Source organism: Pseudoalteromonas sp. S558 (genome assembly GCF_005886635.1).
In the GTDB taxonomy this organism is placed as follows: Bacteria; Pseudomonadota; Gammaproteobacteria; order Enterobacterales; family Alteromonadaceae; genus Pseudoalteromonas; species Pseudoalteromonas aliena.
Genome location: NZ_PNDU01000079.1, coordinates 1 through 21,165 on the forward strand (window position 1 = coordinate 1; position 21,165 = coordinate 21,165).

Here is a 21,165-nt window from a genome sequence, read left to right on the forward strand (position 1 = left end):
GATTTTTTCCTAGAAGAAAATAGCTCAATAACAAGGCTAAAATTATGATACATAGTTGTTCTATATAAATAATTTTTAACGTAGTTAGTGAGTTATTTAATACACTAGAATGATCATGTTTTTAATAAAATTGGTATAATTATGATGTTTTAATTTGAGATTAGTTAAGGTCGTCGTTATGTCAAACGTAGTACAGCGCATATTAAGTAATGCCGTATTGTTTGCACTTTTAATGGGTGTAAGTTTAACGCTGCACGCCAACGCTACCGAAGCTAATTTAGATCATGTAACAACCTCTAATCATTTTATTACTTGTGATGTTCCTGACCAAGTAAACCTAGACCTTGACGCAGATTCTTTCGTTAATGTTACTTCCTTTAAGGCGCCTCAACCACTCCCTAAAGACACGCACTCGTTTTACGAGAGTTCAATTTTAGACAGACCTTTTAGCACGGCTTATCAGCGTGGACCACCTAGCTATTCAATTTAACTCATTGTTTTAAATATTGATTAAATTTTATAACTAATAAGGTGACTATTATGTCTAACTTTAAAGAATTGCGTACTCAAAATATTTCTCACGGCGTTATTGCTAGCACATTTGTAGATGAGCAACCATTAATTGATTTAACCTCTCCAGCACTAAAAGTAGTAAACAGCTTTACTCAAAAAATACCTGTCCGTGCACAACACGAAACAACAATTGAATCGGCACTTAAGCAAATTAATGCCCAACAGTCTGATTTTATTTTGGTCACTGATGATACTCATAAATTGGTTGGCATTGTTTCTAGCGCTGATTTGCAAAGCTCAAAAATTACGATTATTGCCCAACGTTTAAATACCCCCCGTAGCGAAGTTAGTCTACGCCATATAATGACACCCATCAGCCAGTTGATGGGGGTAAGCATGCAAAGCGTAAGCTACTCATGTATTGGTGATGCGCTGCAAACTATGGAACATCAAGGTGTTATGTTCTTATTAGTTACTACAGCTAATAACGAAATTTGCGGCTTAATCTCGGCTCGTCAAATTGCTAAAACATTGCATATTCCACTGCATATTAGCCCAATTGCTCACTCATTCAGTGAAGTATTAGAAAACATAGAGCACCCTCACTAAGGGTCCTTTTGACAGCATAATACTCCCCCCAAGCCAACCATCTTAAAGCAAGTGAAATAGCTTGCTTTAAGAGCTTTTTATTACAACCTCCTGTGATATTATTCAAGCAATTAGCCGTATCAGTTAACTACGTTAACTGGTCTTATTTTTGTTTAAAAAGGTTTTTGCATGAGCGATATCTCTGCACGTTTAGCCGGTGAGCTAAATGCACAGCAACACCAAGTTGTTGCTGCAACAAAGTTACTTGATGAAGGCGCGACAGTTCCTTTTATTGCCCGTTACCGAAAAGAAGTAACCGGTGGTTTAGATGACACCCAATTACGCCTTTTAGAGCAGCGTTTATCCTACCTACGTGAACTTGAAGAACGCCGTAGCTTTATTTTATCAACTATCGAATCTCAAAATAAATTAACCGCTGAGCTAAAGGCTGATATTACTACTGCCCAAAGTAAAACTGAGCTTGAAGATTTATATCTCCCATATAAAGCAAAGCGACGCACTAAAGGCCAAATAGCAATTGAAGCTGGTTTAGAGCCACTTGCCGATGCGCTCTTTAAAAACCCTAATCTAGATCCTGAGCAACAAGCTGAGCAATTTATCAATGCAGAGAAAAGCTTTGCTGATATAAAAGCAGTTCTTGATGGTGCTAAATTTATTTTAATGGAACGCTTTGCGGAAGACGCTAAGCTACTCGCTAAATTTAGAAGCCATATTAGCCAAAATGGGGCGATTGAGAGCACGCTAATTAAAGGCCAAGAACAAGCTGGCGCAAAATATCGCGACTATTTTGAGCACCAAGAACTTCTAAAAAAAGTTCCTTCACACCGTGCGCTTGCAATGCTCAGAGCTCGCAATGAAGGCATACTACAGCTAAATGTTAACCCTGAGCCGAGTGCTGAAAACTCAGCTCAATTATGCGCTAACATGATTGCTGAGCATTACCGTTTAGATATTAAATATAAAGCGGCAAGTCCTTGGCTTTTAAGCGTTGTCCAATGGGCATGGAAAATTAAGCTAGGGTTGCACCTAGAAAATGAATTTTTTGCAGCTATGCGTGAAAAAGCCGAAACTGGCGCAATTGATGTATTTGCTAAAAACTTAAAAGATTTACTCATGGCAGCCCCTGCGGGTCCACGCACTACGCTTGGACTTGATCCAGGCCTGCGTACTGGTTGTAAAATTGCGATTGTAGATAGCACAGGTAAGCTAATCACCACACAAACTATTTTCCCGCATGCACCGCAAAACCACTGGGATAAATCGTTGCGTACGTTAGAGCAGCTTTGTCGCCAACATAAGGTTGAGTTAATTGCGATTGGTAACGGCACTGCATCACGCGAGTCCGATAAGCTAGTTGCAGAGCTGATGAAAGCAAACACAGAACTTAAACTTAATAAAATTATGGTGAGCGAAGCCGGTGCATCGGTATATTCGGCATCTGAATTTGCCGCTAATGAATTCCCTGATTTAGACGTTTCTTTACGAGGGGCTGTCTCTATTGCGCGCCGCCTTCAAGATCCTCTTGCTGAACTTGTTAAAATTGAGCCAAAATCAATTGGTGTTGGCCAATACCAACACGATGTATCGCAAAGCCAATTAGGGCAAAGCCTTATTTCTGTTGTAGAAGATTGTGTAAACTCAGTTGGCGTAGATTTAAATATGGCGTCTGTACCATTGCTTACACGTGTTTCTGGTTTAAACAAAACCTTAGCGCAGAATATTGTAAATTATCGTGATACTAACGGTTCATTTACTAAACGTAGTGAGCTTAAAAAAGTAGAGCGTTTAGGGCCAAAAGCATTTGAACAAGCCGCAGGTTTTTTACGTATTAATAATGGTAGCGATCCGCTAGATAACTCATCAGTACACCCTGAAGCTTACCCAATTGTTAAGCGTATTTGTGAGCATAATAGTGTTGATGTAAATAGCTTAATTGGCAATAGTGATTTTTTAACAAAACTTGCAGCCAACGACTACACTGACGAAAAATTTGGTCTACCAACGGTTACCGATATTATTACTGAACTTGATAAGCCCGGTCGAGATCCTCGCCCTGAATTCAAAACAGCTGAGTTTAAAGCTGGCGTTGAAAAAATTAGCGATCTAAAGCCTGGTATGATTTTGGAAGGTGTAGTTTCTAACGTTGCCAATTTTGGTGCATTTGTTGATGTAGGTGTTCATCAAGATGGTTTAGTGCATATTTCTGCAATTACTAATAAATTTATATCCGATCCGCGTGAAGTAGTTAAAGCTGGCGATATTGTAAAAGTTAAAGTAGTCGAAGTTGATGCTTCTCGTAAGCGTATAAGCTTTACTATGCGCTTAGATGACGATATTGATACTAGCAGCAATAAACCAACAGCTTCGCAAAAGCCACAAACACGTACTAATAATTCACAACCTCGAGCTGCCAAGACAAAACGTGACAACGGTAACGCCTTAATGGGAAATGCGTTTGCTGATGCATTTGCTAACGCTAAAGTGAAAAAATAATACTCGTACTACTGATGAATTATTACTAAAACAAAAAAACCGCGTAAGCGGTTTTTTTGTGGTTAATTATTAACTTAACGCTGAAAAACTACTTTGACTCGCGGGAGAAGTGGCCATTTGATAAAAGTTTGCAATACGCCCTGCACGTGCTTCAACATCTACATTGCGAGTAGGTTCATCACTTTTGGTTATTTCAGCGTCGTTATTCTCATTACTAGAAAATGAAGCCTTTGCTGTATTTTTTGTTTTTTCGTCATTTTCACTTTTTGGTTGTGCAAGTTCTGCTTGGGCTGCTGCTAACTTTTGCGTAGCGTCTGCGGCAATTGAACGATCAGCTCCTGAAGGCTCTGCAGGCGCAAGCGCTGCTGCGCGCACCGTCTGCATTTTATCAATAGTCGCCTGTGGATCGCCGGGTATTTCCGATACATCTATTTGCACTTCCCCGCCAACCGCGTAGTTAGAGCCATCGGGACCACGTTGATATTCATAACTTGGTGAGCCAGCATACTGGCCGCCAACAGACGCATGTGCTTGCTCGTGTATTCTTACCTCTGTATCTCGAGCCTTAAGTTCTTTAATTTGTAATTGTTCTTGCTCTAACTGCTGCTCTTCTTGCTCAGATTCTTTTTGCTCGCTTGAATCGCTTTCTTGCTCAGAGCCATCAGGGTTCTCAGAGTTTCCATCACGTTGCTGAACTGATTTTTCGTCTGTAACTTTTCCGGTTGCGTCATACGTTGCACCATCACTTCCGCCAGGTAGCTTTGCTTTTTCAGCGTCACTTTGCGCTTTGGTTTCTGTATTACTCGCACTATTTGGTGCAGGGGCTGGTATAACTTCTCGCAGTTGGTTGTCACGCCGTGCGGTTTCCGTATAAACATTTGCAGTGTTTATATTGATAGACGGAAATGGCGTGACAATATTCATAAACTAAACTTTAATATCAATTAATGTACCCAGTACATCATCAGCCGTTTGAATTGATTGCGTATTCGCCTTAGCGTTAAACTCCTCAACTTTTAAGTTAACGAGTGCTTCATCAATACGAGCTGGCTGTGCTACTGGAGCTGTTATGGCTTCTTCAGGACGTGCCGCAGTAAGCTGACGCTGCTGCGCTAGTTGCGCATCGTCTTGCTGTTCAATAGTGGCTCGATTAATCTCAGCACTGGCTTTTTCAATACCTTGGCTAGCACGATTAAACCCTTCAACACCGTTATTAAATACAGATCCGATTGGCATATTAAAACCTCCACCAAATAAACATTGTCTAATTATCGCTCAGGTTATGCACAAAATAAAGCTTTAAACGGTGCTATTTTTAGTTCAATTTTAAAGCATTGATTTAGCAATAGATAAAAATTCTTTTTTATGAGAAATAAATGGGGCATGCGATGCTTTATCGAGTACTTCGTATTCAAACTCAGGATTTAGTACTAACATTTCTGCGATCGCTCGATACGGCACTAGTGCATCTAAACGCCCAAATATTGCTTTAATAGAAACCGGACAACGAGTGAATAAGTCACGTAAGTCTTCGTTTTGCAAAATATCTAAACCAGCAATAAGCGCTTCAGTATTAGGAGCGCTGTACTTATTTAGTAATTGCTTAAGTTGCTTTATATCTTCCCGTGCTGACTCACTTCCCATAGCTTGAATAGCTAAAAAGCGCTCTATGGTTTTTTCTCGGTGATTAACTAACTGCTCTTTAAATTGATCCAGCACATTAGCTTTAATACCAGGCCAATGTGCTTGTTCTGCAAAAAATGGTGTTGATGCCACTAATATTATTTTCGATACTTTGTCAGGCCAATGCTTAGCAATGTATAAAGCAAATAAGCCACCTAATGACCAGCCCATTAAAATTGATTGTGGCTTTAGTTCCTCACTTAAAAGTGCTGCAGCATCGTGCAATGTATAGGGGCTTGGGCAAGTAGCGCTGTTGCCAAATCCGGGTAAATCAAGGCTGCGTACCCCCCCTGAATATAAAAACTCAAGTTCTGGCTGGATCAACTGCCACACCCCTTGGTTCATTCCCCAACCATGTAATAATACTAACTCGTTTTGCATATTCGCATAATCTTAACCAAACTTAAGCTCATAATAACGATTAGGAAGGTGATTGCAATGTGTGGTTTAAAGCAATGACGAATACTATTTTTGACTGGCTGTTTCCCTCTTCTTGTGTGCAGTGTGAAAACATCATTAATACACATTTAGGGTTGTGCGATTACTGCTTAGCAGACTTACCATTGTTTGATCTAAGTATTCACGCTAATTTACTCAATCGCCCTGATATTGCACAGATGTTTCCTAATTGCGAATTCGATAAATTATTCGCATGTGCATTTTATCAATCTCCGTTTGAGCTATGGCTTAAACAACTTAAATTTAATAATCAAATTTATTATAAAAAGGCACTGCGACAAGTTATTAAAAGGCAACTGATACATTTTTTTGATCATCATCCTTTATTACCCGATATGTTTATAATTTTACCGCTACACACAAGCCGCTTTTTAAATCGTGGATTTAACCAAGTAAGCCAAGTATGGCATCCATGCTTAGCTAATTACGCGCCATTGAGTAACGTACTTATTCGCAGTAAAAAAACCCAAGCGCAATCAGAGCTATCAAAAGCAAAACGCATTAAAAACTTAAAAGATGCGTTTATTTGTACAGCGGATATCAGTGGTAAAACAGTCGCTATTATTGATGATGTGATGACAACAGGTGCAACATTAAACGCAGCAACTAATACACTAAAACAAGCAGGCGCTAAACAAGTGTGGGCTTTTACAACTTGCTTAACGCCTATTTAATTATTAAAAAGTATTATTCGCCATTTGCACGAAACGTATGACCAAAAAATAAAGCGTTGCTTAGTAGTCGACTAGTTCCATACCAGTAACCTCTAAATACAGGGTCGTCGGTCATACCTATCACTGTGCCTCGCCCGTATGAATGAGCAATTAAACCAGCTCCGCCAGTAACTTGCTCAACATTAACAGCATCGGCAAAACCCGCTAGCAATGGGGTTTTAGTATAGGTAAGTACATTTACGAACGGCGCATCGGAAGCTTCTAGCAACCAGGTACTGTTTTTGAATACGGGCAATGTATTGCGCTTAAGCGAAAATGTGAGTGGATGAGTTAAATCTACATTAGTATTAAAAATAGCACCTGCAATGCGCTGACGCCCAGCTAAATGATCTTTATCGCCATAACTTAAACCTGTCGTCTTAAATGCGCTGGCTACATCTTGTCGTGATAAATAGCTTGCTTTGAGTAATTGCTGATCGGCTAAAAATTTAGCGCCACCTTTATGACCCCAAATAACGCCACCTTTTCTTACCCAGCTTTTAATTGCCACTTTGTCAGCGTCAGATAAACTGCCGTAATTGCCATGAGCAAGCACAATATGACTATAGTTACTTAATTCAAGAGAGCCTAAGCGGTTCATTTCAACAATTGTAGGCGCTACGCCAACAAAGCGATCTAGGTAATACCACACTTCTCCTACTTCGTACTGGCTCGCGCCTTGCCCGCCAATAAGCAGTACTTTTGGAGCACTAACAACAGCCATTGAGCGTGAACCTAAATCGGCTCCTTTACTTGTTAAACCTGAAATAATTGGCTTAATTGCAATACCAAACTCATTTTGCGCTTTATTAAGCTGAGCAACCCAGTCGATATTTTTTTGTAACCCTGCAGGTATAATAATACTGCCAGGCTCAAAGCTTACCTCTCCCGATGTTGATTTAGCAGTTAACGAACTAAGTGCTACACGAGCTTTAATACCTTGCTGAAGTAAACTATTTAGCATTTTAGGGGCTAAATAATCATCCCAAGCAAAACCAAAGGCATAACCATTTTTTAATTCAGAAAAAGATGTTTTTACCGCGTTATTCCATGCTGCATCTGCAATATTTAAACCCCAATTACTTTTAACTCTAGTGAATGGCAAATTAAATGCGTGCGCTAGAGTCCAACCCGAAACATCATAGAATGTGTTATCTACAAAGTTTTTTTGTTCACTAAAAATAGCTTTTACTAAGCGGTATTGCGGCTGCGCTAATGGTACAAAGTAACTATTAGTCGTAAAAATGTTACCATTTGCTTTTAGTGGTTTAGTAAGCGGGTAAGCATTAATTTGATGTTGCTTTAAGAGCTCTAAAAAGTGCTTAATACGGGTGTTGTCGCTTGCACCTTCAACAACATAGCCTTCATAGTTTTCATCGCTGGCTAAATCAGTAGCTTGATTGTAAAACTTAGCCTGGTAATTAAGTAATGCTTGGCGGTTATCAACTGCTGCCTTAAAGGTAGATAAACTAGTTAACAGTTGATTTTTAATAGTGAAAGGAAAGCTCAAAGGTCCATTTATAGTTTCTTGAATATGCCCACGAGAACTCGCTTGTTCAAATAAAATGCCTACTCCACCATTTACATCAGGATAGGTTGAGCCTTTCCCGTAATAAAAATCATCAAAACTTTCTTCTGTAAAATAAAGCGCGTTGTTTTCATCTAATGTTTTTGCATGATAGTTAGCAATTGCTTTCGTTAAAGTCACATTTTCATCCGGTGTTATTGGGTGTTTACGACTTGGAATACCTGGCTGAAAAAAATAACTACTATTTGGGCCCATCTCATGAAAATCAGTTAAAATATTTGGCTTCCACTGATGGAACTTGGCAATACGCGCTCGCGACTCCGGATGTTGCAGCAATAACCAGTCACGATTTAAATCAAACCAATAATGATTGGTCCGGCTACTTGGCCAATTTTCAACATGCTCACGGGTTTTAGGGTCACTTGATAAGTTCATCCCGCGATTACTGTTTGCCCAATTAGCAAAGCGCGCTAAGCCATCCGGGTTAAGCGAAGGGTCGAGTAAAATAACGGTATTATTTAATAGCTGATCTATTTCAGCACCTTGAGCTGCAGCTAAATAATAAGCCACCAGCAATGAAGCGTTACTCCCTGATGATTCATTGCCGTGTACGCTATAACCCATCCACACTACAGCAGGTTGATCTTTGGTTTTACTACTTTTATTACTCAAGCGTGCCAGATGCGCTTGGCGAGTTTTTTCGATGTTTGGTAACTGATTAGCTGCGGTAATCGTTAACATAACCAATGGACGTTGCTCGTGAGTATAGCCAATGATTTCAAAATTTATACGGTCGCTTTTATCAGCAAGTACTTCCATATAGCGCACTAACTGATCGTGCCTCACATGCCACTCTCCCACTTGATAACCAAGTACTTCTTCGGGCGTTGGGATTGTAGGATCAAATTGTGTATCTTGCTCAAAATAATAAGAAAGAGGCTTAGCTACACTTGAAAAGCTAACTAGTACCATCATTACTGCTAACATGAACCGCATATAAATCACTCTAAAAATGTTTGTTAATAGCACGCTACCACTGCTTAAAATAGATGCCAACTTTTTACGCTCAACACTAGCCGCAACACGATGAGCGGAGTATGATATGCAGTATCCGAGTAATTTAGTCAGGTATAAAGCCGTTTTTTATGATTTCTATTTCCGAAACAGCGCAAGCGCATTTTGCTAAACTATTAGCAGATCAATCACAACAAACCAATATTCGTGTTTTTGTTGTAAACCCTGGTTCATCACAAGCGGAATGTGGTGTGTCTTATTGTCCAGAAGACGCTGTTGAAGCCAGCGATATTCGTCTAAATTTTAATGGTTTTGATGCCGTTGTAGATGCAGAAAGTGCTCCATTTTTAGAAGAAGCTGAAATTGATTTTGTTACTGACAAAATGGGCACCCAGCTGACTCTAAAAGCACCTAATGCTAAAGCTCGTAAAATTGGTGATGACGCATCATTAAATGAACGCGTACAACATATGCTAGAAACTGAAGTAAACCCGCAACTGGCTAACCACGGTGGCCAAGTAAGCCTAGTAGAGATTACAGCAGCTGGTATTGCTGTCCTTCAGTTTGGTGGTGGTTGTAACGGTTGTTCTATGATCGACGTAACACTAAAAGAGGGCATTGAAAAAGAAATGATAGCTAAGTTTGAAGAGATAACCGGTGTTGCCGATATCACTGATCACGAAGCAGGCGATCATTCTTACTATTAAGCCCTATAAATGCTAAAGCCACTCATCTACCGCTTAGGAAGCAATCCTAAGCTTAGTTTAGCGCGCTTTTTTCGCGGCCTAGCACTGTTTGTGCTAGCCGTAATATTAATATGCATTGGGTACTATACCCATTACAGTTTACAAATAATTGGCGTGGTAATTTTAGTCCCCGCATTATTTTTTGCCGGTTGGGGCTACTGCGGTATTTTTGCTAATCGATTTTCTCAGGTCATTAAAAATATAGGCCCTCAGAGTAACGATCCCGATTTATGGAAATAGCCCACCATCGCACTTAATCTAGCAACTGGCTATTTGCTTTGAGTCTTTGATATTTAATAATTAAAGTTATGCCTCGCATTAACATAAAAATGCTCATAGCTAGCCATAACCCATTATTTTGTAACTCACTAAAGACCCAAAACACTCCAAAAAACCCTACCGTAGCTGAAAGTAGCATACTATTTCGCATATCTTTTGCACGTGTTAAGCCGACAAAAATACCATCAAACAAAAAACAGCTCATAGCAAGTAAGGGCAATGCAATTATCCATGGTAGATAACGTGTGGCCTCATTAATAACCTCTGGTACATTGGTTAAAAGCGTAATAATTTGAGCGCCAAAAACTGCAAAAAACAAGCTATATAATAAACCAAATAACATCCCCCAAAATACACTAATTTTAACCCAGAGCTCTATGTTATATACGCTTTTTTGACCTTTTGCTTGCCCTACTTTTGCCTCACTGGCATATGCAATACCATCTAGAGCGAAACTGACTAACATTAAAAAATTAAGCAGCACGGCATTAGCCGCAAGCGTCGTTTCGCCAATTCGGGCGCCGTAAAAAGTCATAAAGCTAAAACACAATTGCAGTACTAAAGAGCGAATAAAAATATCACGGTTTAAACTAAGTAAACCCGCCATTTTTTTAAAGCTAAACCAATTCGGTACGCTTAATTCTATTGCTTGTTTTTTAGCTAACTTAACAACCAAAAAAAGTGCAAAGACGAGTGCTGTGTAATCAGCAATAAGTGATGCCCATGCAGCACCAGCAACCGCCCAATCTAGGTAAACTACAAAATAAATATCGAGCACTATATTTACAATATTTGTTACTAATAATAAATAAAAGGGTCCTCGGCCGTAATGTACTCCTAGCATCCAGCCTAATAGCACTAAATTACACAAAGCCGCAGGCGCACTAAAAATACGGATACTGAAATACTGGTACGCTTGAATGAGTACATCGCTATTAGCTGCAGACAAAAATGCAATAGCGTGTTTTATTAATGGGGATAGAGCAATAAGTAATACAGCAACAATGATTGCAAGTAATAAGCTTCGCTTAAGTAAGGCGGCTAATTGAGTTAAATCATTTTTCCCGTAGGCCTGAGCAACCATGCCGGTTGTACTCATTCTTAAAAACCCTGCTAACCAAAATAAAATAGAAATAACAGCAGAGCCTAGTGCAATACCGGCTAAATAGTGAGCGCTACCTAAATGACCAATAACGGCAGTATCAACAATTCCTAACAGTGGTACTGTGATGTTTGATAGTATCATCGGACCGGCTAACAACAACAAGCTTTTATGGTGTGCTTTATTATGTATAAGAAATTGTTTCATTTAGTATTATTTACTCTCATTAGTTTATCTCTACGCGCTCAAGCAGCCGTTATTTTACAATACCATCATGTTAGTGAAACCCTTCCAGCCGTCACTAGCGTTAGCGCTGATACTTTTACAAAGCATTTAAATTATTTAAAAGACAATAACTTTAACGTTATTCCTCTAAACAAATTACTCAGTGCTTTACAACAAGGGCAAACCTTACCTGAGAAAACCATCGCGATCACTTTTGATGATGGCTACAACAATAATTATGATGAAGCAGCACCTATTTTAGAACAATTTGGCTACCCGTATACTATTTTTGTAAACCCCAAATTAATAGATGAAGGTCAAAGCTATGTGATGGGCTGGGATAAACTTAAAGAATTAAGTAAAAAAGGGGCGCTTATAAGTAACCACAGTGCTCAACACAATTATTTGCATATTAAGCTTGAAAATGAAACCACCACGCAATGGAAAGTACGTATTAAGCAAGATATTTTACACTCACAACAGCGTATAAAAGAAGAAATTGGCCAAGACTACAAATACTTAGCTTACCCATATGGGGAATTTAGTAATCAACTGCAAACCCTTATAACTGAGCTTGGCTTTATTGGAATTGGACAGCATTCTGGAGCGGTAAGTAAAGACTCAAATTTCAGTCGTTTACCACGTTTTCCTGCCTCTGGTTTTTATAGCAATTTAGAGACGTTAACAACTAAAATTAATTCTCGAGCGTTCAGCATTACTAATTTAACTTACCAAGATAGTGTGACGCAAAACAATCCACCCAAGTTAACTATTGAGTTTAAAATGGGTGGTTTTCACAAAACACAATTTGCCTGCTATGTATCAAGTATTGGCCAAGCAAACTTAAACTGGATAAATAAAAATACGGTTGAAGTGACGTCACCCCAAGCACTTAAAAAGGGCCGCTCTCGCTTTAATTGCACTGCGCCTTCTATTGAAAGCCCTAGCAGCTATTACTGGTTTTCTCAGCCTTGGGTTATTCAATAACAAAGCAGCTATTTTCAGCGCTAACTACGTTGAGCTTACTTGCAATAGTGTTCTAAATAAAAAATTTTAACGACATTATGGGGGGATTTAATTCATTAAGTTGCTCAAACACTTATGCCGATTGGTATTATTACAAAATTACACGCCCTAAGCTCTTGTAAAACATAGTACTTTGCATTTTGATGGCATTTGGCGCGAATTATAACTTAGGCTTTTTAGCCTAAGTTAATTTTTAATAATCTGCTTTAAAAGACTCTGAGCCACTTTATCAAGAGCAACTACTTCATTAACTGCATCTAATTCTACAGCTGCTTTTGGCATCCCCCACACAACAGATGAATACTCATCCTGAGCTATGGTGTAAGCGCCATTTTGTTTTAATGCAAGCAGTCCTTTTGCGCCATCACTCCCCATACCGGTAAGAATTGCGGCAACTATATTTTTAGCTCCTATTTCGATTAATGAATTAAATAATACATCTACAGCAGGCTTGTGCCTGTTAACAGGGTCGTTATCATCAAGCTGGCAATACAAGCCTATGCCTTGCTTTTTAATGCTTAAATGAAAGCCTCCAGGTGCTATATACGCCCAACCAGCATTCAGCTTATCGCCATGCTCAGCCTCTTTTACATTTATTATGCATGTACGATTCATTCGCTCAGCAAACGAAGTACTAAACACCGGCGGAATATGCTGTGTAATAACAATCGGAGGGCAATTTTTGGGCATTTTAGTCAGCACTTCTTTTATCGCTTCTGTACCGCCGGTTGAAGCACCTATCGCTATTATTTTATTTAGTGAAAATTGAGCATTAACATGAATAGGCTCATTTATAATGACTCCTTTTTTAGCGCTTCTTACTCTTGCGCCGGCTGCTACTCGCACCTTTTGCTGAACCAATGATGCGTATTGGCTCATTTGCTCTTTTATATTGTTGGTAGGTTTAGCTATAAAATCAATAGCCCCTAATTCTAATGCTTCTAATGTGATAGGAGAGCCTTTTTGGGTTAACGTAGAGATCATCACTACAGGCATAGGCCTTAATCGCATTAGGTTTTTTAAAAAACTAATACCATCCATTTTTGGCATTTCTACGTCAAGCGTTAGCACATCGGGGTTGAGTTTTTTTATCATTTCGCGTGCTTCGTAAGGGTCCTCAGCACTACCAACTACCGTGATATCTTTAGCCTGCTGTAATATCTCTGTGAGTAAACGCCTAATTAGAGGAGAATCATCTATTATCAATACTTTAATCATGCATACTCCTAAAACAGCTCTATATCTGTTGTTACTTCTTGCTTTTTAAGGTTTTGCAAATAACGTACTTCGCGTTTTTCAATCGTGTTGTTATGTAAATTTCTTAATTTTTTCATATAAACTTTACCGGTATGTGGATGAAAAAATATTTTTCGAGGCCATGGCCCACCCATATCATGAGCAACTAAATTTAACGCTTCCTCTTCAATATAAGCCATTGCAAAACTAATATTTCCCAGTCCAATATCAGTCATCGCACTGATAATTTTACCGCCCCCAAACAATTTTATTTTTAAGTTATGGCGAGACGCTCCATTTTTTAACACCTCATTTATAAGGTACTCCATAGCCCAGTTACCGTATCGGCAACTCAAACTATGCGCATTTTTCAGATCTGTGTCTTTCTGAATAGGAAGCATAAAATGGTTCATCCCTCCAATTCCCAAGCTCTCATCATAAACACAGGCAGCAATGCACGACCCCAACACGGTAGAAATAAGCTCGTTATTTTTAGAAACATAAAATTCCCCCGGAAGCACCTTAGCAACAACACTGTCTCTGCCTGAATCCCAATATCGCTTTATGTGCTCAAAGCTAGGTAATACGGGCCTAAGTTCAGCGTGCATCCGTGCTCTTTTGGTACATAGTTTTTCCTAAATTTTTAAATTGCGAATGCTCTTTACCCATACTCTCTGAGTGACCCAAAAACAAATAACCTTGCGAATTTAGTATGTTAGCGTAGCGCTGAAAAAGCTGATCTTTTGTTTCTTTATCAAAATAAATAACAACATTTCGACATAAAATAAGATCGAACGACCCTTTCATAGGCCAGTCTTGCAACAAATTTAAGCGCTTAAATGAGATAGATTCTTGTAGTTTATCTTTAACTTTATAGCTTTCACCGTCTTTACTCGTTAAAAACCAACGCTTAAGTTGCGCCGGTTCTAATCCATTCACATTAGCAGCTGTATAAATACCCTTTTGTGCTTTCTCCAGTACGTTAGAATCCAAATCTGTGGCTAATATTTTTACGTCCCAAGTACTTGGAAATGCGTTATATATTGTCATCGCCAAGCTGTAAGGCTCTTCACCTGTTGAACAACCAGCAGACCAAATTCTTACTCGCTTACTTTGCTTATTTGCTTTTAGAAGATCAGGTATAAGCTGGGTTCTAATAAATTCAAAGTGATGTATCTCACGAAAAAAAGACGTTAAGTTAGTTGTTATTGCATTAATAAATGCATCAAACTCCTGATCTTTATTACTCTTTAAGTATTCTAAATAAGCTTCAAAATTATTTAGCTTTCGCTCTCTAATACGCCTTGCTAAACGTGAGTAAACCATTTCACGTTTATGATCACCTAAAACAATACCGCATGCGTCATAAACTAAACTAGCAATCTCTTTAAAGTCGCGATCCGTACATAAAAACTCTTTCATTATTCGCTCTCAGTAAAGCTGTTAAAACTCTTCCCACTCATCAGCTGAATCAACAAAGTTATCGCCTCTGGGTGTACTTCGAATAAAGCTACTTTGTGGTTTATGGGATAATTCAGGTGTTCGCACAGTCGGCGAAATGATTGCCATATCTTGCTGACCTAATGAGAAAAAATTAAGTAAGCGGCGCATCTCATTAGCTTGTTCAGCCATCGACTCACCAGCTGCAGAAGCTTGCTCTACTAGAGCTGCATTTTGTTGCGTCATTTCATCCATTTGAGAAATAGCTTTATTAACCTGTTCAATACCAGCACTTTGCTCTTCAGATGCTTCTGTAATATCAGAAATCATTTGCGTGACTCGTTGTACCGATACAACAATTTCTTTTAGCGTCGCGCCTGACTCATTCACTAATTGAGAACCATCGGCCACTTTACCTACACTATCTCTTATTAACTCTTTAATTTCTTTCGCTGCACCTGCAGAGCGTTGCGCTAAGTTTCGTACCTCACCAGCAACCACTGCAAAACCACGCCCTTGCTCACCCGCTCTTGCCGCTTCAACTGCAGCATTAAGCGCTAATAAGTTAGTTTGAAATGCTATTTCATCAATTACACCAATAATATCTGCAATCTTTTTGCTCGACTCATTAATAGCCGACATACTTATTACTGCTTTATTAACAACTTCACCGCCTTGAATCGCCTTTTCACATGTTTCTTCAGCTAGATCGTTTGCAACTTTGGCGTTATCTGCATTTTGACGAACTGTACTGGTCATTTCCTCCATGCTTGATGCTGTTTCCTCTAACGAGGAAGCTTGCTCTTCTGTCCGCTGACTTAAATCTGTATTACCCTGTGATATTTCCTCTGCGCCACTGGCTACCAACGTTGCTGATGAATTTATACGATTAATTACTTCAGTTAACTTATCTGCCGTTGCATTAGCATCACGTTTTAATTTATCAAATGAGCCTTTATAATCTTTTTCTATTCGTTTTGATAAGTCACCACTTGCCATTGCACTGAGCATATTGCCTGTGTCTGCAACTGTATCGTCGACTATTTTTACTAAGCTATTTAACCCTTGTGCCAAGCGTAGGAAAAACCCTTGTTTCCCCTCCTCCATAACTCTTGCATCTAGTTCCCCACTCCCAGCAGCACCAATAAGCTGGGCAATTTCTTTTTCAATTGCAACCTGTGCGGTTCTATCTTCCCACTCAACCACTGTGCCTATTTTTTCTTGCTCTGATGTTATTATAGGGTTAGCGACTAAACCAAATGTGCGTCCGCCCACTTTAATTTCGGTGCTATAAGTATTTGTTAATTTGGCAAGTAGATTTTGCTGATGCGCTGGATTTTTGTGGAATATGTCAATGTTCTGATTTATTAGATTTGTACTGTCGAAATTAGGTAAATCTTTTTGTAAATCTTTTTCAGCAATACTCATCATGTTTCTAACAGCAGCATTCATATAAACAATAACGTTTGATACATCTGCAATCATTGTATTCGTTGCTACTGTATCTAATGCTTGACGTACACGTAGATTTTCTTGTGCTGCTCTACGTTCTTCTTCCGCCTTTGCAACGTCGTTTGTAATATCTTCCCACTCGACTATAGTGCCTAGCCTTTTTCCCTCGTGGCTTATCCAAGGCGATGCAATCAAGGTAAAAACAAGCCCCGCTAAGCGTAATTCAGCTTTGTGCGGTTTCTCTAAGTTTTTTAATAACTCGCGTTGGTGCGATGCTTTTTCATGAAAGTCATCAACACAAGTTCCGACTAAATTATCAACAGAGAAACTCGGTAATACTGTTTGCAGTTCTTTTTCTCGGACCTTAAGCATCTCTTGAACTCGATCGTTCACAAATACAATATTAAGATCTTTATCAGCAATCATTACGCTTGCTTGGCATACTTTGAGAGCGCTTGCTAAATCTGCGGCCTTTCGAGATGACTTTTCTAATTCTTTTTGTGCACTAATGTCAGATGCATATTTAATAACTTTATATGGTGTACCATTCATATCATAAATTGGGTTGTAAGAAGCTTGTATCCATACCTCTTTACCATGTTTACCAATTCTTAAGTATTCACCAGAATCAAATTCCCCACGGCCTAGTTTTGCCCAAAATTCTTTATATTCACCACTATCTGCATATTCAGGTTCAACAAATAATCTATGGTGTTGTCCTTCAATCTCACTGAGCTTATAGCCAAGCGCATTTAAAAAATTTTCATTAGCGTTAATAATAGTGCCATCTAAGTTGAACTCAATGACCGCTTGAGATTTGCTGATCGCATTAATCTGTCCCGAAGCATTTGCCGATATAAGCTTTTGCTCGGTGATATCTGTAGCAAATTTAATGACTTTAAGTACTTGACCTTCCGAATCAAGAATTGGATTGTAAGTAGCCTGAATCCAAACTTCTTTACCGCTTTTAGCAAAACGCTTAAACTCATCTGAAATAAACTCACCATTGCGTAAGCGTTGCCAAAAGCTTTTATAGCTATCACTTTGTGCATCATCATTCAAAAATAAAGAGTGGTGTCGTCCTTGAACCTCTTCTAACCGATACCCCATTACGTTTAGAAAGTTAGTATTAGCAGTAATTATTGCACCACTAGGTTCAAACTCAATCACAGCTAATGACTTATTTAATGCATCTACAATTAAATCATTACTTGATTTTGACTGCTTTGGATTACTAAACCATCCCATGCCCATCACCACCTTTAAGTTTATTTTGAGTACTTTATTTAGCTATTCTTTGGCTAAATATTCATTGTTTTTTGCAGGTCAATTAATGCCACCATCTTTTCACCAACATTGACTAAACCAGCTACATACTCACAATTATTTGAGTCAGATATATTTGGTACTGCTTTAGCATCTTGCTCTGCAATGCTGTAAACATCTGAAACAGCATCCACTGTTATCCCTATAATTTTGCTACCTTGTTCAAATTTTATTTTGACAACAATAACAACGGTTAAAGGGCCATAATCAGTACTTGGTAATCCAAAGCGTAATCGTAAATCAATTATTGGAACTATCGTTCCACGTAAATTAATAACGCCTTTTACGAACTCAGGTGCATTAGGTAGCACTGTAATTTCTTCCCAGCTCCGAATTTCTTGCACTGTTAAAATATCCACACCGTACTCTTCATCGGCCATCATAAAAGTTAAAAACTGCTTTATACCTTGTTGCTGCTGAAGGTTTAATTGGTTACTTAGCTGGTTTTGATCGGAAATCATAACGCCTCCAGGGCGACGCTTGGTTCAAGGCTTAGCTCTTGGCTACCTGGTTTTTTCAAACCTGAAAGTTTTATCAAACCACTAATATCAACAATTAATGACACGCGCCCATCGCCTAAAATTGTTGCCCCTGATACACCATCAACCTTGTGGTAATTAGCCTCTAAACTTTTAATAACCACCTGCTGTTGAGACAGTAAATCATCAACAAGTAACCCTACCTTTTGGTTGTCGGTTTCAACAACCACAAGTAGAGTTTTATCTAATGATTCAATCGCATTGTTATGATTAAAAATATCGTAGAGTCTTAAAATCGGAATATATTCATCTCGAAGTCTAAGTACATCGAGGTTTTTACCTACTCGGCTCACCTTTGCTATATCTATTTGTAGTGACTCCACAATCGAAATAAGTGGAATAATATAAGTATGCTGACTCACTTTAACGAGTTGACCATCTAAAATAGCTAATGTAAGGGGTAACCTAATCGTAAATGTAGAGCCAACCCCTGGAGCAGATGTTACTTCTACTGAGCCGTTTAATGATTGAATATTTCGCTTTACAACATCCATGCCGACACCACGACCCGATAAATCACTTACTTTGTCCATAGTCGAAAAGCCTGGCATAAAAATAAGCTCATTAATTTCATCATCACTAAGACTGTTATCTGCTGAAATTAACCCGTTACTTATTGCTTTTGATCTAATTTTTTGTGTGTTGAGTCCTTGCCCATCATCCATTATCTCAATCACAATATTACCGCCTTGATGAAATGCATTTAAAGTAACCGTGCCTACAGGATCTTTTCCAGCAAGCACTCTTTGCTCAACCGTCTCTAAACCATGATCGAGCGAGTTTCTAACCAAATGCACCATAGGATCTGATATTTTTTCCATCACGGTTTTATCAAGCTCAGTTTGCTCTCCAATCAACTTCAGCTCTACCTGTTTATTTAGCTTTTGCGCTATATCACGGACCAAACGCGGAAAACGACTAAATACAAAGTTAATGGGGAGCATGCGTATGCGCATTACATTTTCTTGTAAATCACGTGTGTTATGCGCTAGTTGCGCTAAACCTTCTTGCAAAGACGTGATAGTCGCGGGCGTAATTTCTTGCTCGCTCAGTTGATTGAGCATGGCTTGTGTAATCACGAGTTCGCCAACCATGTTTATCAATGAATCAACCTTATCAATACCGACACGAATAGAAGTAGATTCAGGGGTTGTTGCTGTTTTTTTATTTGTACTTGCTGCTGGAGATATTGGATTGCTAGGCGATTTAACGCTTGTTGGTACTACGACTACTGGTTTTGATGTTTCAGTTTCAATAGCTTGGGGTATATTATCACTCGAATTTTTACTTATTGATATTTGATCATCGTCAGTAAATACGCCACCACATAGTTCAATAGTGATGTCGGAGTCATCTTCAACCCATTCAAAAACTTCTTTTATCGCGCTTTCATCACGGCTTGTATTTAAGAAAAAGCGCCAGTGTAAAAAACATTCATCACTGCTTAAATCTGTAATATCAGGAACTTCGTCATAAAATACGGTCGTTTCTAAGTCGCCAAGCTCTTGAAGCTCACCAATCATATATAGAGGCTCATTGCCTGTTTTAAATAAATGATGATGAGGCTTAAAATCAATTTGGTAGGTATTGCTGTCTGGTTTTTGATTTTCGCTTTGAGATATGCTTTCTTGGCTATCGCTTTTCATTCCTAGTACGCTTTCAAATTGCATGCGTAAGGAATCTGCCTCAGTTAGATCAGGGTCTTGCTCTGCTTGAAGTGCAGCAAGCAATCCACGTAAACAATCAACTGCTTTGAGTAACAAATTAACATGTTCAGTGCCAAGCTCTCGCTCTCCTTGGCGAATTTGATCTAATAGTGTTTCAAGTACATGAGTGAAATCAGCAACAGAGCTAAAGCCAAAGGTCCCGCTTCCTCCTTTAATTGAGTGAGCAGCTCTAAATATAGTGTTTATAGTTTCTAAGTCTTCCTCTCCAGGCACCAAGTTTAAAAGCTCAGCCTCCATGGTATCTAGGCCTTCAAAACTCTCTTCAAAGAAAACTTCAAAAAATTGACTTAAATCTATACTCACGCTGTGCTCCTTTGCTAACGAATAACCTTTTTAATTACCGCGAGCAGCTGCTCAGGATTAAATGGCTTAACAACCCACCCAGTCGCGCCAGCTGCTTTACCTTCTACTTTTTTTTCTAATCCAGACTCTGTAGTTAGCATTAGTAGCGGCGTAAATTTATAATTAGGCAATGCACGCAGCTCTCGGATTAATGTAATCCCATCCATTATTGGCATATTCACATCAGAAATGACGGCATCAAAATCTTGCTGTTTAGCTATAGCAAGTGCCTCACTACCATCTTTTGCTTCAGTTACATCAAACCCTGCGGTTTTTAAAGTAAAACTCACCATCTGACGCATTGATGCAGAATCATCCACCGCTAAAATTTTTTTCATATACACCCCTAACCTTTACTGTCAATTATTAAGTACTGGCTTAATCCCAGCTGATTAATTGTATGTGTTAAAGCCTCACTACTGCCTACCCATATTATTTTATGCTGTATGGTGAGTAGATGTTTTTGTAAAGCGCATAAAAGTTGAATTGAAGCCGTATCAGCAGAAATCACATCGCTAATATCAAGGCAAATGTCGTCGTTGCTATGAAGCTCTTGTAGTAAATCTTGATGCAGTATTTCAACTTGTGTGATGGCAAGTTCGCTAGGAAGCTTTAACATTTAATGAGCACATTCCCTGTTAATTCAGATCATAATAAAAGCTTAGACCTAGTTAATGAAATTGCCATAAAATGCATGATTAATTTTGAATTGA

General features: G+C 38.8%; 20 protein-coding genes. 7 read left to right on the forward strand and 13 right to left on the reverse strand.

The window, feature by feature from the left end:
* The first annotated feature begins 178 nt into the window (after positions 1-178).
* The 3 genes from CWB66_RS06310 (at position 179) to CWB66_RS06320 (ending at position 3,615) form a co-directional block, all read left to right on the forward strand.
* Entirely contained in the window at positions 179-490 is a 312-nt protein-coding gene (locus CWB66_RS06310) for a hypothetical protein (RefSeq protein ID WP_138584706.1), read from the forward strand.
* A 50-nt stretch (positions 491-540) separates the two neighbouring features.
* Entirely contained in the window at positions 541-1,122 is a 582-nt protein-coding gene (locus CWB66_RS06315; RefSeq protein ID WP_138584707.1) for a CBS domain-containing protein, read from the forward strand.
* A 168-nt stretch (positions 1,123-1,290) separates the two neighbouring features.
* Complete coding sequence (locus CWB66_RS06320; protein ID WP_077536353.1) at positions 1,291-3,615, forward strand: Tex family protein; 2,325 nt, start codon at positions 1,291-1,293, stop codon at positions 3,613-3,615.
* Between the two features lie 69 nt (positions 3,616-3,684).
* On the opposite strand, the gene CWB66_RS06325 is transcribed toward CWB66_RS06320, so the two are convergent.
* From CWB66_RS06325 to bioH, 3 genes are all read right to left on the reverse strand, one after another.
* A complete protein-coding gene (locus CWB66_RS06325; RefSeq protein ID WP_077536354.1) occupies positions 3,685-4,539 on the reverse strand; it encodes a putative metalloprotease CJM1_0395 family protein in 855 nt (284 codons plus the stop codon).
* Between the two features lie 3 nt (positions 4,540-4,542).
* A complete protein-coding gene (locus tag CWB66_RS06330) occupies positions 4,543-4,851 on the reverse strand; it encodes a hypothetical protein (RefSeq protein ID WP_138584708.1) in 309 nt (102 codons plus the stop codon).
* Positions 4,852-4,941: 90 nt separating this feature from the next.
* Positions 4,942-5,679, reverse strand: a complete 738-nt coding sequence (bioH, locus tag CWB66_RS06335; RefSeq protein WP_138584709.1) for a pimeloyl-ACP methyl ester esterase BioH — start codon at positions 5,677-5,679, stop codon at positions 4,942-4,944.
* 74 nt (positions 5,680-5,753) lie between these two features.
* Between bioH and CWB66_RS06340 the strand changes: the two genes are divergently transcribed.
* Positions 5,754-6,431 carry a ComF family protein gene (locus CWB66_RS06340; protein WP_138584731.1) on the forward strand — a complete coding sequence of 226 codons (678 nt, stop codon included), beginning with the start codon at positions 5,754-5,756 and terminating at the stop codon, positions 6,429-6,431.
* A gap of 13 nt (positions 6,432-6,444) precedes the next feature.
* On the opposite strand, the gene CWB66_RS06345 is transcribed toward CWB66_RS06340, so the two are convergent.
* Complete coding sequence (locus CWB66_RS06345; protein ID WP_502705286.1) at positions 6,445-8,973, reverse strand: M14 metallopeptidase family protein; 2,529 nt, start codon at positions 8,971-8,973, stop codon at positions 6,445-6,447.
* A gap of 170 nt (positions 8,974-9,143) precedes the next feature.
* Between CWB66_RS06345 and nfuA the strand changes: the two genes are divergently transcribed.
* Positions 9,144-9,719 (forward strand): Fe-S biogenesis protein NfuA, encoded by a 576-nt coding sequence (gene nfuA / locus CWB66_RS06350; RefSeq protein ID WP_077536357.1) that lies wholly within the window; start codon positions 9,144-9,146, stop codon positions 9,717-9,719.
* 9 nt (positions 9,720-9,728) lie between these two features.
* Positions 9,729-9,998 (forward strand): hypothetical protein, encoded by a 270-nt coding sequence (locus CWB66_RS22620; protein ID WP_138584711.1) that lies wholly within the window; start codon positions 9,729-9,731, stop codon positions 9,996-9,998.
* 13 nt (positions 9,999-10,011) lie between these two features.
* Here the strand turns inward: CWB66_RS22620 and dinF are convergent, their stop codons facing one another.
* Positions 10,012-11,346 carry an MATE family efflux transporter DinF gene (gene dinF / locus CWB66_RS06360; protein WP_138584712.1) on the reverse strand — a complete coding sequence of 445 codons (1,335 nt, stop codon included), beginning with the start codon at positions 11,344-11,346 and terminating at the stop codon, positions 10,012-10,014.
* On the opposite strand from dinF, the gene CWB66_RS06365 reads away from it, so the two are divergent.
* Entirely contained in the window at positions 11,326-12,351 is a 1,026-nt protein-coding gene (locus tag CWB66_RS06365) for a polysaccharide deacetylase family protein (protein WP_077536360.1), read from the forward strand. The two genes, dinF and CWB66_RS06365, sit on opposite strands and share 21 nt — an antisense overlap.
* Before the next feature lie 225 nt (positions 12,352-12,576).
* On the opposite strand, the gene CWB66_RS06370 is transcribed toward CWB66_RS06365, so the two are convergent.
* Genes CWB66_RS06370 through CWB66_RS06405 form a run of 8 tightly spaced genes read right to left on the reverse strand, consistent with a single transcriptional unit; the run spans position 12,577 to position 21,071 of the window.
* Complete coding sequence (locus CWB66_RS06370) at positions 12,577-13,608, reverse strand: protein-glutamate methylesterase/protein-glutamine glutaminase (protein ID WP_138584713.1); 1,032 nt, start codon at positions 13,606-13,608, stop codon at positions 12,577-12,579.
* Positions 13,609-13,616: 8 nt separating this feature from the next.
* The gene (cheD, locus tag CWB66_RS06375; RefSeq protein WP_138584714.1) at positions 13,617-14,234 is read right to left on the reverse strand and encodes a chemoreceptor glutamine deamidase CheD; all 618 of its coding nucleotides are present in this window, start codon (positions 14,232-14,234) and stop codon (positions 13,617-13,619) included.
* Positions 14,224-15,048, reverse strand: a complete 825-nt coding sequence (locus tag CWB66_RS06380; protein ID WP_138584715.1) for a CheR family methyltransferase — start codon at positions 15,046-15,048, stop codon at positions 14,224-14,226. Before CWB66_RS06380 ends, cheD begins: the two co-directional genes overlap by 11 nt.
* Positions 15,049-15,069: 21 nt before the next feature.
* Positions 15,070-17,766 (reverse strand): methyl-accepting chemotaxis protein, encoded by a 2,697-nt coding sequence (locus CWB66_RS06385; RefSeq protein WP_138584716.1) that lies wholly within the window; start codon positions 17,764-17,766, stop codon positions 15,070-15,072.
* A gap of 53 nt (positions 17,767-17,819) precedes the next feature.
* The gene (locus CWB66_RS06390; protein WP_138584717.1) at positions 17,820-18,305 is read right to left on the reverse strand and encodes a chemotaxis protein CheW; all 486 of its coding nucleotides are present in this window, start codon (positions 18,303-18,305) and stop codon (positions 17,820-17,822) included.
* The gene (locus tag CWB66_RS06395; RefSeq protein WP_138584718.1) at positions 18,302-20,413 is read right to left on the reverse strand and encodes a chemotaxis protein CheA; all 2,112 of its coding nucleotides are present in this window, start codon (positions 20,411-20,413) and stop codon (positions 18,302-18,304) included. Before CWB66_RS06395 ends, CWB66_RS06390 begins: the two co-directional genes overlap by 4 nt.
* Positions 20,414-20,427: 14 nt before the next feature.
* Complete coding sequence (locus tag CWB66_RS06400; protein ID WP_138584719.1) at positions 20,428-20,790, reverse strand: response regulator; 363 nt, start codon at positions 20,788-20,790, stop codon at positions 20,428-20,430.
* A gap of 8 nt (positions 20,791-20,798) precedes the next feature.
* Positions 20,799-21,071 carry an STAS domain-containing protein gene (locus CWB66_RS06405; RefSeq protein WP_138584720.1) on the reverse strand — a complete coding sequence of 91 codons (273 nt, stop codon included), beginning with the start codon at positions 21,069-21,071 and terminating at the stop codon, positions 20,799-20,801.
* Between the last annotated feature and the right edge of the window lie 94 nt (positions 21,072-21,165).